Annotated in this window: 7 protein-coding genes and 1 tRNA gene; 6 read left to right on the top strand and 2 right to left on the bottom strand. The window is 53.7% G+C overall.

Annotated elements, in window-relative coordinates; genetic code table 11:
• Positions 1–22: 22 nt before the first annotated feature.
• Complete coding sequence (locus tag G502_RS19500) at positions 23–2,284, top strand: transglycosylase domain-containing protein (RefSeq protein ID WP_022728424.1); 2,262 nt, start codon at positions 23–25, stop codon at positions 2,282–2,284.
• A 35-nt stretch (positions 2,285–2,319) separates the two neighbouring features.
• Here the strand turns inward: G502_RS19500 and gpt are convergent, their stop codons facing one another.
• Together gpt and G502_RS0109425 are read right to left on the bottom strand one after the other, a co-directional pair.
• Entirely contained in the window at positions 2,320–2,796 is a 477-nt protein-coding gene (gene gpt / locus G502_RS0109430; protein ID WP_022728423.1) for a xanthine phosphoribosyltransferase, read from the bottom strand.
• A gap of 148 nt (positions 2,797–2,944) precedes the next feature.
• A complete protein-coding gene (locus G502_RS0109425) occupies positions 2,945–4,027 on the bottom strand; it encodes a hypothetical protein (RefSeq protein ID WP_022728422.1) in 1,083 nt (360 codons plus the stop codon).
• A gap of 373 nt (positions 4,028–4,400) precedes the next feature.
• Here G502_RS0109425 and G502_RS0109420 point away from each other — a divergent pair.
• The 5 genes from G502_RS0109420 (at position 4,401) to G502_RS0109385 (ending at position 15,514) form a co-directional block, all read left to right on the top strand.
• Positions 4,401–4,477: transfer RNA gene (locus tag G502_RS0109420), tRNA-Arg, on the top strand.
• Positions 4,478–4,523: 46 nt separating this feature from the next.
• Positions 4,524–4,820: a HigA family addiction module antitoxin gene (locus tag G502_RS22895; protein ID WP_081649748.1), complete on the top strand. Its 297-nt coding sequence runs from the start codon at positions 4,524–4,526 to the stop codon at positions 4,818–4,820.
• Between the two features lie 272 nt (positions 4,821–5,092).
• The gene (locus tag G502_RS22280; protein WP_155957826.1) at positions 5,093–8,086 is read left to right on the top strand and encodes a hypothetical protein; all 2,994 of its coding nucleotides are present in this window, start codon (positions 5,093–5,095) and stop codon (positions 8,084–8,086) included.
• Positions 8,064–13,541, top strand: a complete 5,478-nt coding sequence (locus tag G502_RS22005) for a DEAD/DEAH box helicase (RefSeq protein WP_040487942.1) — start codon at positions 8,064–8,066, stop codon at positions 13,539–13,541. The genes G502_RS22280 and G502_RS22005 overlap by 23 nt, the downstream gene beginning before the upstream one ends.
• Complete coding sequence (locus G502_RS0109385) at positions 13,538–15,514, top strand: DEAD/DEAH box helicase (protein WP_026989280.1); 1,977 nt, start codon at positions 13,538–13,540, stop codon at positions 15,512–15,514. The genes G502_RS22005 and G502_RS0109385 overlap by 4 nt, the downstream gene beginning before the upstream one ends.
• The last annotated feature ends 33 nt before the right edge of the window (positions 15,515–15,547 follow it).

Here is a 15,547-nt window from a genome sequence, read left to right as displayed (position 1 = left end):
GAATCTGTCTTAAAGAGGATTCATGACGAAACGCGGGACCTCTTCCGAATCGGGCAGGGAAGTGAAGGGCGAGCGCCGGTCGCAGGCGCAGCGCGGCGGCAAGAGTGCCGGTGCGCGCAAGGCGGCGCCGAAGTCCGGCAGCTCCCGGTCCACAGGGGCCAAGGCGGGCGCCAAACAAACCACCCAGGGCGGTGGCCGTGGTACGGGCGGTCGCGGTACGGGCGGCCGACAGGGGGGCGGAGGCCGGCGCGGCAATGGTGGTCGGCGCGGTGGTGGACGCACGGCTGCAGCTTCCGGAAAGCGTCTGGGTTGGCTGAAGCTGGCCGCGACAGCCGTGGGGGTCGCGGCTGTCTGGGGCATCCTGATCCTGGGCGGAATCCTGCTTTATTACGCCTATGACCTGCCTGATGTCAGCCGCATTGCCGATACCGGTCGTCGGCCCAGTGTGCAGGTGGTGGATGTCACCGACCGGCCCCTGGCGGCCTTCGGCGAGGTCTATGGCGAGCCGTTGAGCGTCGCGCAGATGCCGCCGCACTTGCCCCGGGCTGTCCTGGCGATCGAGGACCGCCGCTTCTATGACCACTTTGGCCTGGACCCATTGGGACTTATGCGGGCGGCATATATCAACCTGGTGGAATGGGGCGTCGTCCAGGGCGGTTCCACCATCACCCAGCAGCTGGCCAAGAATGTCTTCCTGTCCCACGAGCGCACCTTCAAGCGCAAGGTGCAGGAATTGCTGCTGTCCTTCTGGCTGGAGCGGCGCCTGTCCAAGGATCAGATCCTGGCGCTCTACATGAACCGGGTCTACTTCGGCGCCGGCACCTATGGCGTGGACGCCGCGGCCCAGCGCTATTTCGACAAGTCGGCGCGCGAGGTCTCGCTGTATGAAGCAGCGATGATCGCCGGCCTGCTGCGCGCGCCGTCGCGTTACAATCCCACCAACAATCCCGAGTTGGCCCACGAGCGCACGGCCCAGGTGCTCAATGCCATGGTGGACGCCGGTTACATCGACCGGGCCACGGCCGATCAGGCGCTGGGGGACGGCAGCTCCGCCGCGCCGGACCTGCGCAAGACCGGACGTTATTTCGCCAGTTGGGCGGCCTCGCAGATCGGCGAGATCGTCGGACCGCTCAGCCAGGACGTGAAGATCTCCACCACGCTGGATCCGGAAATCCAGACCATCGCCGAAGAGGAGGTCGAACGCCTGTTGAAGGCCGAGGGGGAAGACAAGGGCGCGACCCAGGCGGCGGTGGTGGTGTTGTCCCATGACGGTGCGATCCGCGCCATGGTGGGCGGGCGCTCCTGGGACAGCAGCGAGTTCAACCGTGCCGTCCAGGCCCGGCGGCAGCCCGGCTCGGCCTTCAAGCCCTTCGTCTACCTGGCTGCCTTCGAGGATGGCCTGGCGCCGGACAGCCGTGTTCAGGACGCACCAGTGCGCGTGTCGCTGCCCAGCGGCCCCTGGACACCGGGCAACTATGGCGATCGCTATTATGGGGATGTGACACTGCGCGAGGCTTTTGCCCGCTCGCTCAATTCCGTGGCGGTCCAGTTGATCATGGAGGTCGGGGCCGAGTCGGTGGTGGACGCGGCCGAACGCCTGGGCGTCAATTCCAAGCTGAAGCCCAATCCCAGCCTGGCCCTGGGCACTTCCGAGGTCAGCCTGCTGGACATGACGGCGGCCTATGTGCCCTTTGCCAACGGCGGGCGCGGGATCTGGCCCTATGGCGTGCGCAAGGTGACGGGCCGGGGCGGCGCCCTGCTTTATCAGCGCTCGGGCGAGGGGCCGGGGCAGGTGATTGCCGGGCCGGTCCAGGCCGCCATGGTGGATATCTTCCAGGCCTCGGTGGGCTGGGGCACCTCAAAGGGCGCCGATCCGGGACGCCCGGCTGGCGGCAAGACCGGCACCACACAGGATTCGCGCGATGCCTGGTTCGTGGGCTTCACGGCCGAACTGGTGGTCGGTGTCTGGGTCGGCAACGACGACAACACCGTGATGAAAGGGGTGACCGGAGGCGGCCTGCCGGCGCGTCTGTGGAACGCCATCGTCACCCGCTCCCTTGAGGGGGAACCGCCGCGTCCGCTGAAGCGCGCCGCGGAGCCCGTGGTGGCACGCAGCCAGCCCGATCCCGCCCCGGCAAGCAACGCCGGTAGCGATGCGGCCGAGGCCGTGGGCGGCTTCCTGGACAACCTGATCGGCCGTCTGACCGGCAGCACCCCCAGCAGCAATTCCGACCGGGTGCGCGAACGCGACCAGGAACGCTGGGAACAGAACATGCGTCGCTGACGCCAGCCGTTCCCGGCCGCTCTGCCGATTGGCGTTTATCGCTTGATGAGCGGGGGGACGGCCTGCATGTCCGTGTCCCAGGGGAACAGGATCCAGGTGTCCTGGCTGACCTCGGTGATGAAGCTGTCCACCAGCGGCCGGCCCTCGGGCTTGGCATAGATGCTGGCGAAATGCGCCTTGGGCAGGCGGTCACGCACCGCGCGTGCGGTTTTCCCGGTGTCCACCAGGTCGTCTATGATCAGCCAGCCGGCGCCGTCGCCCTGGACATCCTTCAGGACCTTCAGTTCGCCCTGGACCGTCTCGTCATAGCTGGCGATGCAGATCGTGTCGATCAGGCGGATCTCAAGCTCGCGGGCGACGATGGCCGCCGGCACCATGCCGCCGCGGGTGATGGCGACGATGCCCTCGTAGGGGCCGTTGGCCATCAGGCGCCAGGCCAGCGCCCGAGCATCGCGGTGCAGTTCCCACCAGGAAACGGGAAAGGTCTTGGCTGGAATGTCACTGGGGCTCACGCCGTACTCTCCTTGCTTGGCCGCGTTTGAGGCAGGGGCTTATGTCAAGTCGTCCGCCAAGGCAAGGGCCGGCTGTCCAGGGGTGGTTCCGGGCAGGGGCGTTCTAACGCGCCCGTCAGGCCAGCGCGCGCACGTCAAGAGGGTGCCGTCAGCGCACGTAGACGTGCACTTCCCCGTTGCTGACCAGTGGCGAGCTGGTGGCCGAAAGGGACAGGCGCGCGGCCGGCAGGCCCATGGAGGCCAGCGAGCGCATGACGCGTTCACCGTCACGCCGGGTGCGGTTGGTGGCCAGCGCGCTTTCGCCTTCGCTGTTGCCCTGGGGCGCCACGGCCAGCACGTCGAAGCCGGCGTTGGGCCGGCGCTCCAGCACCTGGTTCACGGCGTTGTAGAGTTGAGGCTCGTAGCGTGTGTTCTCGTTCTGGAAGGTAATGATGGCCAGCGGCCGCTCCTGGCCCAGGCGGCTGGATGCACCGCCGGGGGGCGGCGCCGAGGCCTGGCCGTAGATGCGGTTCGACAGGCTGACGCCGGTGGATTGGCCGTTTTCGATGGCCACCGACAGGGCGTTCAGGTTGGACCGCTCGGTCGAGAGATAGGCGGTCTGGCGCTGGATGTCCTCGGTCAGCTCGCTGTCCAGGCGGTCCACCAGGACGGCGGTCTGGTTGGCCGCATCCTCCAGCACCGTCAGGTGGGCGTGGTCTTCGTCCACGGCGCCGGACAGCCCGAAGGTGGAGCGGATGGAGTCCAGCAGGTAGCCGGTCTGGCTAGCGGTGGAGGACACCTCGCTGGACAGGGAATTCATCTGCTGGATGCTCTGGTCCACCTGGGCCAGTTCGCTCTGGGCCTGGTTCCATTGCGAGACCAGGCGCGGATTGCCGGGGGTGGTGCCCACCTGCAGCTTCGCGTTGATGTCGCTTTTCAGCGCATGATAGCTCTGTGCCGATTCGCGCGATTGCTGCCGCTGCGCCTGCAGGGTTTCGTTCTCGCTGCGCAGCTGGTCCTGGATATCGACCAGGTCCTCGCGCAGCGACTGAACGCGCCCGCCCACGTCGGTGCCCGTGGATTGGAAGGACGGCACGCCCTCGGGCTCGAACGTCCCGGTTCCCAGAATCAGGGGGCTCTGGACGCTGCCCCCGCCGGTTTGTGATCCAGGATCGCCGCCTGGCGTCGTGCATCCGGCGATCAGGAACAGCGCGCTGACGGCGCCGATAATGCGACCTTGGAAAAAAGACATGTTTTAATTCAACCCCGAACCCCTGGCATTTTGTTGCCGTCCGTCGCACACGACTGCCTGCCTTCATGCGACCCTAGACAGTGCGGGTGGACGCGCGGACGCCTCCCCGAAAGGTGCGCTGATGGTACTTTAAGGAATCAAGCGGAACAAGACTGATTTCCCCTTTTGAATCCGTGTGCTGCAGGAAAGCGGCCGGCTGTGGCCCTCCGGCGTCACCGACCCCTGGGTTGTGGGGTGCAGGGCAGGGCTGCAAAAAATCTTCAATAAGCGGCTTGTCCGCCCCCCGTCCTTTTGTTAGACACGCGCATCCCGACGACGACAGGCCCGCACGCGGTCGGTCGGGTCTGTCCCCCAGATATCACGCGGACAGCAAGCGCCCGTAGCTCAACTGGATAGAGCACCTGACTACGGATCAGGAGGTTGGGAGTTCGAATCTTCCCGGGCGCGCCATTTTCTTCAGAAAAATCAGTGGATTGAAGGCAGGGACTACCAGTCGATGAACTGGACTGTTTTTGTGTCCCCACCCCTGTGTCTCCATAAGATACTGTTCCGGGTTCACACGCTTGGTGGAGACCGTCGCATGTTCGTGAGAGCTGTGCATCCCGGGATCGTCCTCAAGAATGAGCTGGAGGAACTCGGCCTCACTCCAATGGAGTTTGCGCGCCAGATTGACGTGCCGCCAAGCCACGTTTCCCAGATAATCGCTGGCAAGCATGCGGTTACCAGCGACGCTGCCCTGCGTTTCGGGCAGTGGTTCGGCGATGATCCGCAGTTCTTTCGGGAGCCAATCTAGATGCAATTCGATGATATTCAGCATTCAATCCTATGGCCTACCCCCATTTCGATATGTTTGACCCGATTTAGAGTAGGTTGCGTGTGGTTGCATGCTTAAGGGTTGCAAATCACTTTACGCGTGTGGAAACTAGAGGTGGTACTCACAAAGGAGTTCAGGCGCACTATGCTGCCTTCTCGGATTTTGGTAAAATACGCAACGGATTTGCATTGTCGCGCCCAAATTAAATACAAAAATATAATGTAGAAGTAAAATGGATATTTAGGTGTAATTTGTCTGAAGAATACGCGAAGGTTAATTATCTCCTTAACCGGATATTCTTTTCGGGAAATTTTTCCAGTCGGGCGGTATTCCTTTCCCTAAACAATCGTATGAGGCACGAACTAGCCGAAGCGTTGGGTAAGGACGAGGATGCAGTTGAAAGCTATATTTGTCACACTGTTGGTCGTAAGTTGCAGACGACCGGTGATCCTTATCAGGCAATAATACAACAAGCTAAGAGTTGGTGGCACTCATCTAGCTCAGAGCCCCCTCCTTTCACTGCCGTCCTTTTTTGCCTTTCGCATGCTGCTGCCCATATGGCTGCCGAAGGCCAGTATGCCGCAAACAATTATTATGTACGCCTTGCTCAATTGACTGGAATTGAACGGGGGCGTTTATCTTTTCACGGTAAATCCACGGAAATATTGTGGAGTTACCTAAATAGTTGGCTTATTAAAAATAACTTCGATTTTGGTCGACCGACTGCTCAAGCGATTAATTCTTGGAAATACGTAGGAAAAGCTCTTTCACAAGTTGTTGTGCGTGCGGGTGATAGGGAATTATTCCATGATATGTTCGAGCGGTATGGGTTTTCTGGAACTGAGGAAATCTCAACGGAGGAAATTCGTTACTATCTTGAGCATTGGATGCGAACTAGTTACGCCAATGCCCGGTTGAAGGCTGCGTGGCGAAGAAAGGAACTCCAAGGGCGGGTTTGTGAAGCTGCAATCGCTGAATTGTCTGCCTGGGGGCAAAATGAGAATAGCACTGGTAGCATGCCAACTGATGGTTCGAGAAAGGTCAAACTTTGTTTGGCGGCCCAATTTATCCCCCGCTTTCCTAATGAAGTATTAGATATCCAGTTGGGTAGGCCGGGCGAACTTAATGAGCCCTTGGGGCCACTAAAAGTAGAAGGGAATTCGCAGTACTTCAATTTGTCTAACGATCATTATGGGACATTCTCGACCATAAATCCTAGACCTCTGGGTACAGATGGGAGGATGCTAACACATGGCTTTATTTTCTCAGGCAACAGAGGGGAGTTATTGGAATGGCATCCCCGGCTTGTCATTCCTTTTGCTGAGAGTACGAGAGGACACTACTGGATTGAGGTCTCCCGAGTAGTGCTTGGCCGGCCCCACCTAATTCTTGTGCGTGATATTAAGAGCATGACGAAAAAGGTGGAACAGTATCTCAATGAGGCGGCCCTCGAGATGCCGAGTGTTGCGACTTCCGATGAGTTGCAAGGTGTGCCGACAGGTTGGGTTCTCTATAAGGGTGCCGTTTTTGGGGAAGCACAGTATTCGCCGTCCAAGGACCTGGCGTGTCTCGCCCCACTAGGGGGCGAAGGTACAATGATTGTTAATGGCCACTTGCGTCTTAGTTATGGAATTTTTCATTCAAGTTCAAGGGTGGACATTAGTTTGATTGCTTCGGAAGGACCTACTGAAATAGAGGCATTTTCATTAGAAGGCGCTACCAGAGATGCCTTAATATCTATGGCTAGTAATAATGGAGGGAATTGCGAGCTTACCCTTCCAGCGAATTCAAATGAACCTGGGAGTGTTATTGGCTTTAAAGGGTATAGAAATGGTAAGCTTGTTGCTAGCCAGGAAATACTTTTCCGCGACTCAAGTACTCCTCGCCCTCTCAATCGTTATAGTGATGAACTAGTTTTCTATAATACAATATTAAGCGCAACTAATTCAGAAATAACGAAAAATATTGTAATAATAATCGGCACAATAGTTCATGGCGAATTGCCTCTTCATCAACCGCCAACTACCCTAGAGGAAGGACATCACCTTCCGGAGGGATATTCTGAAACCGGTCAAGCTGCTGAACTTCAAGGTTCTATAGATTTGTATAGTGACAGGGAAACCTGCGTCTCAAGAGGTTACCATTATTGGATTTGCGAACCGCCTAAACCTGGCTTGCCCAAGAAAGCTCCCTTAAAGCAAGAGTGCAAGGATTGCAATCAATCGCTTATAGTTGTTGATCGAGGAAAACGTTCAGCACAATCGAAAGCGGCAGCTAGGGAGGCTCCGCGCTACAGGCCTAAGGCACAGCAGGAATTACAGCCAATTGACCATGACCTGTTACTGGATGCTTTGTGCTTCTTAGGATGTGGGTCATGGGGTGCATTCGAGGCTCTCCTCCCGGAAGGAGGGTATACACCATGGAGGGCGCGCTCATTGGCGCAAGACCTTTTCCTTCTTGGCTTTCTCGATTTGGAGCTAAGGCATGGAACAAACTATGTAAGACGTTGGTCTGTTCCCCCGCTAGCGATCAACTTTATCGATCAGGAAAGAGCTTTCCTGTCAGGATTCCGCAACGCCCAACTAACCGAGGTTATTAGGGGAGCCGTGAAAGAAATAGGGGGCACTCTCAACAAAACAAGAATGGCAGGTAGACCGTCAATGGTTGTTCTTGAGGGTGTTAGATTCGAAGAAGCAACAAAGGTTTTGAGCGATATCCAAGACCCCCTAGGGCGAAATCTATCGATTGTCGATTATCCTGGCTATTCGATTGCTACCGCATGTCTGGCTCTTGGGGGACTTTCGGAGTGCCTTTCACCAGTCTCTATCGGTCACGCAAACAGTTTAGAAGCTTTCAATCCAAAATCCGGGCGCTGGAACACGGTAAAGGATGCACAGTCATCTGGTGCATATCGTTGGAATGATGGGGTTCAGAATTACGCTTATTTGTCTCCGGATGGGAAGATGTGGCGCGGGCCGTATCAGGTCGTCAAGTTGTTAGCTGCAAAGCGGGAGAATATTCGTCTGCACGCTTATGACCGATCGAGTTACAAGGTAAAAGCGACATTGGGGTGTGATGTTCCAGGGCTTTTGGGACGTGCCCTAGTAGCATGTTCCGGCACATTGCCGGAGGCTCGCAATGGCGTGTTAATGTATGAAAATGTTGCCCCATTAGTTGCGGGACAAGTTATGGAAATCCTGTACGGGAAGGCCGGTGATACGCATGTCGCAAGCAAATCCAATTAGTGTATATGAATATATCAGCGAAGGTTACAGGCGCTACTATGACAGCGCCTTCTGGATGCGTGATCCAGCCATCATGGCTGAACGCCGTGAAATCTTGAACTCCCCTGGTGTTATGGCTCAAGAGCCATTGCTTGAGGCCGTGCCTCAGTATCCATCGACTGACTCCCTTGAGGAAGTTTGTAGGGACATTGGCTTAAGCGAGTTTGTAGTTAGCAATCTTGCCAAGGTCGTTTTCGGAGCCGAGGAAGGAATTAAACTCCGCCAGCATCAAGCGCAGGCATTAAAGGCAAGCATTGGCGATAAAGTGTACCAGAATGCTGTGGTCACATCTGGTACCGGTTCAGGAAAAACTGAAAGTTTCTTGCTTCCTCTATTAGCTACGCTCCTACAAGAACGCAGCGGCGGAGTTGGTAGCGGTGAGTTAAACCGTTGGTGGGAAGAAGAATTCAGCTCAAAAGACAAAGAGTGGTACCACTCTAGAGTCCATATGGAAGATACAGTGCCTCCTGCTGTTAGGGCAATGATCCTCTATCCAACAAACGCTCTAGTGGAAGATCAGGTATCGCGCCTCCGTCAAGCTGCTTCAAGGGCGGTGAGTATTTTTGGAAAGCCGCTTTTCTATTTCGGAAGATACACAGGTGCCACTATCGGTTCGACTTACGTACCTCCCCTTACATTGTCTGCCAAGGATCGCAAAAGAATAAATGATGTTGGTTACGAAGTTAAAAAAATAGCAAATGAAGTGGCAGACGTTTGGCGGACCATGGGGGCAGAAGGGAAGGACACCAAAGATATTCTTGAAATTTGCAGCCAATTCCAAGACCCGGAAATTGGTGAGATGCTGACACGCTGGGATATGATTGCCGCGCCACCAGATATTTTAATTACAAATACAAGTATGATGAATATCATGCTTATGCGTGATGTAGAATCTCCGATATTTGAGAAGACACGTGCTTGGCTTGAGTCTGACAGATCTAATACATTCTCAATAGTTGTTGATGAGCTGCACAGTTATCGCGGTACGCAAGGTTCAGAAGTTGCTCTCGTCGTTCGCAATTTGCTCGACCGCTTAGGCTTGGAACCGAGCTCACCCCAACTGCGTTGTATTGCGACTAGTGCGTCTTTGGATGGGGAAGCAGGGCGAGAGTATCTTGAGCAGTTTTTTGGTGTTCCAAAAGAAACGTTTGCCATATTTACAGGGGCACCTAGAGAATTCGACGTTTCCCTACCCATAGATTCTAATGTGATCACCAAACATAAGGACGCATTATTAAATGGAGGGGACGATACAATAAATACGGTGTTATCAGAAATTTCAAACCATTATTCTCCACGGGAGGCTTTGGCGGTAGCTTGTAATATTGCAGGAAAGACCGAGGTCCTTGATCCTACAAATGGCAAGAATTTTGAAATTATAAGGCCTTCCAACCTTGGCTGCCTGAGCCGTATTTTGTTTGGCAGTGAAGATTCCCATACGACTAGGGGCCTTCTTGAAGCATTTTTGCTTGCTGTAAAATACGAGTCCAAGGGGACTTGGGAGCAGCCTAAGCCTACATTCCGATCCCATATGTTTCTTAGGCAGGTCCAAGGTATCTGGGCTTGTTCGAATCCTGATTGTTCAGGGTTAGAAGAGCAGTACCGCTCTTCTAACCGAAAAATTGGCCGGCTTTTCAAGGCCCCAGCAACCAAATGTGAGTGCGGTGGCCAAGTCCTTGAGTTGCTTTATTGTTATGACTGTGGTGAAGCTTTCATGGGGGGGTTTGTGGTCCCGGAAAGTGAGGGGATGCCTTCAGGAAGCATATTTCTAGAAGCAACAAAATCTGGGGAAGGTAGTAGTAAGGTTAGTCAGGTATTCGAACGGACACAAGATGAGTTCCGTTGGTACTGGCCGGGAGGGCAATTACCAGCAGGAACGAGTTCGTGGTCAAGGGAGGCGCCATCCGGAAAGAGGGTGACGATGCACTTCCAGAAGGGCCATTTCGATCCTTTTTCTGGCGCTTTGGCCCCTGGAGATGAAGGGGGTGTGGTCTTCTGTGTTTCTGGTGACCTGCGCGGCTCCGAGAAAGTGGCTGCTTTGCCCGAGATTTGCCCTTGTTGCGAGGGTACTAGGAAATTCTTCAATGATAGGGAAAAGAAAGCTTTCTTCAGTGGCTCTGTACAGACGCCTATTAGAGGGTTGCGCACAGGCCTTAACGTGACGACACAGCTTGTTGCTGACCGTGTCATGCATGCAGCAAGCGATACAGGCGCTGCCGAGAAAATGATTGCCTTCACCGATAGCAGGGATGATGCGGCAGACCTCGCGGCAGGACTTGAGCTCCATCATTTCCGCGATCTCATCCGCCAGCTAATATATATTGGGATTGCTCAGAAGAATATTCCTTCTAGTGCCGAGCTTGAGATGTACGCTGATGTTGATCCGGAAATGGACGCGTCTTTCCGCGAACTCTATGAAGCGGCAGAGAAAAAGACCCCCGGGATATTTAATGCAGTGAAGTTGAATAAGCTCAACGCTGCAAAACGAGCCGATAAGGAACTAATCGCTCAACATGATCAGTCCATTGCAAGCAACGCAATAGGCTGGCCTTCATTACTTGTTAACATGCGGGATGAACTGCTGCGCCTCGGACAGAATCCCGCTGGCACAGAGGCAAGCTATGCCCAAGGTGATGACGGCACGCCATGGTGGCGGTACTTCATGCCTCCAGTGGAAGGGGAATGGATCCCGCTCACCGATGATGTTGCAAGGGAAGAACGTCGGAGGCTTATGGCCCGCTTTGCCGTCCATGTTGCGAATTCGCTCTTCGACAGAGCAGGGCGCGACATGGAGTCAATGGGGATAGCGACAGTCGAGGCGGAGGAAACCCATGGCTCAAGGCTTGGCTTAGGTGACGCAACAGCCAATGGTATCGTTGCGAATATCATTCGCATACTCGGGCATAGCCGCTATCTCATGGGATGGGGGCACTCTCGGACCACCACATCCGTACCAGCGGCGGTCAAGAAGTACATTGAAAAAGTCGCCCCTCTGGTGAACCGGGAAAGTGCAGAGCTAGCACGTACACTAGGTGACTATCTCATCGAGCGGAACATTATTACAGAAAATTGGTTCCTGAAAATCGACAACCATTCAAGCCTGCCGCTTCACATTGTTCCAGCCGGCCAGAGGGATCTATACCGCTGTGACGGTTGTTCCAGGCTCACAATGGTACTTCCAGTTAACGTATGCACAACACCACATTGTCGTAGTAATAGTTTTTCTCGTGCTGGCAATGCTGGCGAAGACTACTATAACTGGGTATCTCGCGAACCTGCCCATAGGCTTTCTGTGGCAGAACTGACAGGGCAAACAAAGCCGATCTCTGAGCAAAGGCGTCGCCAGAGGTTGTTTAAAGCGACCGCATACCTGGAAGGCGAGAATGAACTTACTCATGGATTGGACGCGCTTTCCGTCACAACCACAATGGAAGTGGGAGTCGATATTGGTTCGTTGAAGCTCGTTATGATGGCAAACATGCCACCCCAGCGCTTTAACTACCAACAAAGGGTTGGCCGTGCTGGCCGCGCAGGACAAGCATTTTCCTACGGGGTAACAATTTCACGTGGCGCGGCCCACGATGATTACTATTTCAACAATCCCGAGCGAATGACGGGAGATGTGCCACCTCAGCCCCAACTTGATTTATCAAGACCTGAAATTATACAAAGAGTTATATCTGCTGAGTGTTTAAGACGTGCATTTGCCCATCTGGATTATGGTCCTGAAAGAAACGAAGAAAGTATCCATGGTGTGTTCGGACGTGTCGAGCAATGGAAGGGAGTATTTCGTGATGGGGTTGTTAACTGGCTTTCTTCATCTGATGAAGTTGAGCATGTTGTTAACCGTCTCGCTGCCTACACCAAACTGAACGGGGAAAAAGAAAGCCTTACCAATTACGTAAGAGAAGAGCTTCCCAAACGTATCGACTCCATCGTTGAAGACGGTCGTTTCATACAGGGTGAATTAAGTCACCGGCTTGCGGTTGGAGGGATATTGCCGATGTTCGGTTTTCCGACACAAGTGCGGAGCCTTTTTCAAGATGAGCGTCGCAATAGTGTGGAGGAGGCTATTGTAAGTGACCGCCCCCTTGACCATGCAGTTTGGGCATTTGCGCCAGGCTCAGAAATTCCAAAAGATAAGCGCCTGCATACTGCTTGTGGTTTTGTGTTTAAGCGGGACACCTACAGGGGTGTTGATAATGAGCCTGAACCATTGGGAAAGCCCATGCTCTATAGCCGATGTACGAATCCCGGCTGCTCGACCATAACGCATGGTGGGGATACTACTTGCTCGATTTGTAGGGAACCATCACAACCTTTCCCGCTTTACCAGCCCAGAGGATTCCTCTCGTCCAGCAAGCCACGGGATTATGATGGTCAAAGGCAGCGTGGACCTGCACTTCCCCCGCCCGTACGAGCGTTCCAACAGGAGTATGGAGGTGAGAGCTGCGGCCCTATGAAGCTTGCCTTAGGAGTTGGGCCAGTCGCTATAGTTAATGATAATGGGGGAAGTTTATATGAGTTCTTCCAAGAAAGTCATGATCGTGTTTCGGTTCGTGACCCGAGGTTTTATCGAGATTCAGGGCCTTGGAATAACGCCCCAGCTGCTACACCCTTCGATAAAGGAGCTATAGGTGCTGTTTTTACGACCGATGTGCTGAGTTTTCATATATCAGGCGCCGAAGAAATAGGTAAGCAAGGCGTGCTTGACGTAATCGGCCAACCCTCGGCCCGGCCTGCAATCGCCTCATTTGCCGAGTTCCTGAAGCTTTCATTGGCTACGGCGTTGGATGTTGATCCAGGCGAATTCAGAGTTGGCCGGCAATTTTTCGCTGTAGGAGATTGCAAAACGGAACAAGTTTTCGTCGCGGATGCGTTGGAGAACGGTGCAGGTTATGCTCGCTGGGCTGCACATCCAAAGAATATGAGATCAGCGATAGAGAAGTTTTACGCCTCTGTTGCTCCAAAATGGCAAGACCCTGCACATGCAAAGGATTGTGATCGGTCGTGTCCTGATTGTTTACGAAATTACGGGAATAGGTTTAGCCATGGAATGCTTGATTGGCGGTTGTCCTTGGACATGGCTGATATCGTTCTTGGAAACCCCCTTGATGAATCACGCTGGTTGGACGGAGCGGAAGATTCATCTGTGAGGGCATTCTTGGATTTTTGCCAAAATGCGGGAATGAATGTTTCGCTCCACTACTTCGCTGAGCTTCCGGCACTTATTTCTGGGAATAGGGCTCTAATCTTGGGGCACCCCCTTTGGCATACTGGACCTGGTTTTCTCCAAGAGCGCCAGTTAGAAGCGCGCGATGAGCTGCGACTTGATCAAGGGATAGAGGCAGAGTTTGCGGATGTAAGGGAATTCTCATCGCGAACTGCTGCGTATTTCTTGAGATTACGCTCATGATTGAAATATTGGGTCCCGAGGGAACGGCAGAATTTGAGTCTGCATTAACAGTAAAAGATGCGCTTGTTGGCATCTGGCCTGAAATCGATACTACCTCGACTGATGAGGATCATATTAAGATTGCTGCTGCAGTTAAGCTTTCTGGTCATAAAGTTAGCGACTTAGATGTTGTGGTAGTGGGGTGCTTCCGGAAGCCACGCTATATAGTTCCAACTAGGACGGTTTATGATGCTGAAGGTAATCGAATATTAGGAGCCAAGATCAGAGTCCGCTCGTTCATTGCTTCTATCGAAGTAAAAGATCATCCTGCCGAGGACATAATGATCGAAGCAGGGGGCGTTTCAGTCCGGTATGGCGCTATGTGGAAGAGTGCAACCGAACAAAATGAAGCCCAAAGATATTCACTCTTAGAGCATCTTCGTGATGTAACAGCTGCAAATCCGTGGATATACCGTTGCCTACTGTTGAGGGGGATCGACCAACTGCCGAAAACGCGTGGGCGCATCCAGCCTGCAGCAGGGGCTGTGCCGGCCCATTTTGATGCTACGAGCCTTTTGGTAGCGATGGCTTCTGTCAATGGTATTCGCAAATCAGGGAAAGAATATGTAATTAGTTCGGCCGATGAAGGCGTTATGGATCTCGTACTGAATGATGGGCTCTTCCAACCCCTGATGCCATCACGCCTTGATCGTAAGCGAATGGATAGACTAGCGGCACGTCCAACAGAAGCGAAGAAACTAGGACAACTTCTTGGTGAGCATCGAGTCCATTTGCGGGGGCATGGAGGAACCGGCAAAACCATCTTGCTTTTGCAATCAGCCTATGAGGCATTCTTACAACAAGGAAAGAGATGCTTAGTCCTTACTTATAATACTGCGCTAGCTGCTGATATTCAGCGGACATTGGCCCTTATGACTATTCCCGGTGAAGGTGATGGAGGCGGAATCCGTATCCGGACAGTGATGTCCTTTATGTATGCTTGGCTCAAGAGGCTTGGTGTGATGGAGGAAGGTGAACTGGAACAAGCTGACTACGAGGAGCAATGTCGCGAAGCTCTTAGGTTCCTAAGGGAAGAGGCAATAAGTTCTTCTGATATTGTAGATGCCAAGGCATCTGACTTTCTACAATTTGATTATGACGCCATCCTGATAGACGAAGCTCAAGACTGGCCGCAGGCAGAAGCTGACCTGCTATGTCATCTGTATGGTGGCAGTTCAATATCCCTTGCAGATGGAATTGAGCAATTGGTTCGTGGCGCGCCAACCAATTGGAAATCCTCCGTGTCTGGACAACCAAAGTTAGGACATCGTTATCTCGAGACAGGCCTACGGATGAAATCTAACCTATGCTCTTTTGCCAACATCGTCGCTGAGGAAGCAGGCCTCCAGTGGCGTATTTCGACGAACCGTGATGCTGTTGGCGGGCGTATAATGATCATTATGGGCGATTACAGGGACAAAACGAAGTTACAAAGATCGATATTATCTTCATCTCTTGAGGCCGGGAATATGCCCATTGACCTTCTTCACTGCGTACCGCCCTCGGGGGTTATTGAAGCGAGAGAAGGTCGATACAGTAGGCTTGCGGAATCTTTTAATGCAAGTGGTTGGAATGTTTGGGATGGGGTTGATGTGAGTACAAGGCGTCAATTCCCTCGCTCAGCAGAGGCGATGCGGATTGTGCAGTACGAATCCTGCCGAGGGCTTGAGGGATGGGCAGTTGTGTTGGATGGACTTGATGAATTCTGGGAATTAAAGAAATCTGGAGGCAAGAAGCTGGCAACACAGCAAGAGCTAGTTTCCTCGGATCTTGACTCTTATGCAGAAATCCTCGCTTGGAGAGCTTGCATGATCCCTCTTACAAGGCCAATTGATACATTGGTTATTACACTGAGAGAAAGCTCAAGCACCTTAGCTAAAAGCTTGTTGTCTCTTTCAGCTACGCACTCAGATATGGTTGAAGTTTTAAATTAATAAGAAAGAAGTGCAGGTCTATGCTTCTTAAAT

The organism is Fodinicurvata sediminis DSM 21159 (assembly GCF_000420625.1).
Classification (GTDB): domain Bacteria; phylum Pseudomonadota; class Alphaproteobacteria; order Kiloniellales; family DSM-21159; genus Fodinicurvata; species Fodinicurvata sediminis.
The sequence above is the reverse complement of the archived record's forward strand: the minus strand, read 5'-3'. Positions and strand labels throughout refer to the sequence as shown.

Coding starts and splice junctions, on each gene's coding strand:
- G502_RS22005 (WP_040487942.1), top strand. CDS start 8,064: ATGTCGCAAGCAAATCCAATTAGTGTATATGAATATATCAGCGAAGGT.
- G502_RS19500 (WP_022728424.1), top strand. CDS start 23: ATGACGAAACGCGGGACCTCTTCCGAATCGGGCAGGGAAGTGAAGGGC.
- G502_RS0109385 (WP_026989280.1), top strand. CDS start 13,538: ATGATTGAAATATTGGGTCCCGAGGGAACGGCAGAATTTGAGTCTGCA.
- G502_RS22895 (WP_081649748.1), top strand. CDS start 4,524: ATGAACTGGACTGTTTTTGTGTCCCCACCCCTGTGTCTCCATAAGATA.
- G502_RS0109425 (WP_022728422.1), bottom strand. CDS start 4,027: ATGTCTTTTTTCCAAGGTCGCATTATCGGCGCCGTCAGCGCGCTGTTC.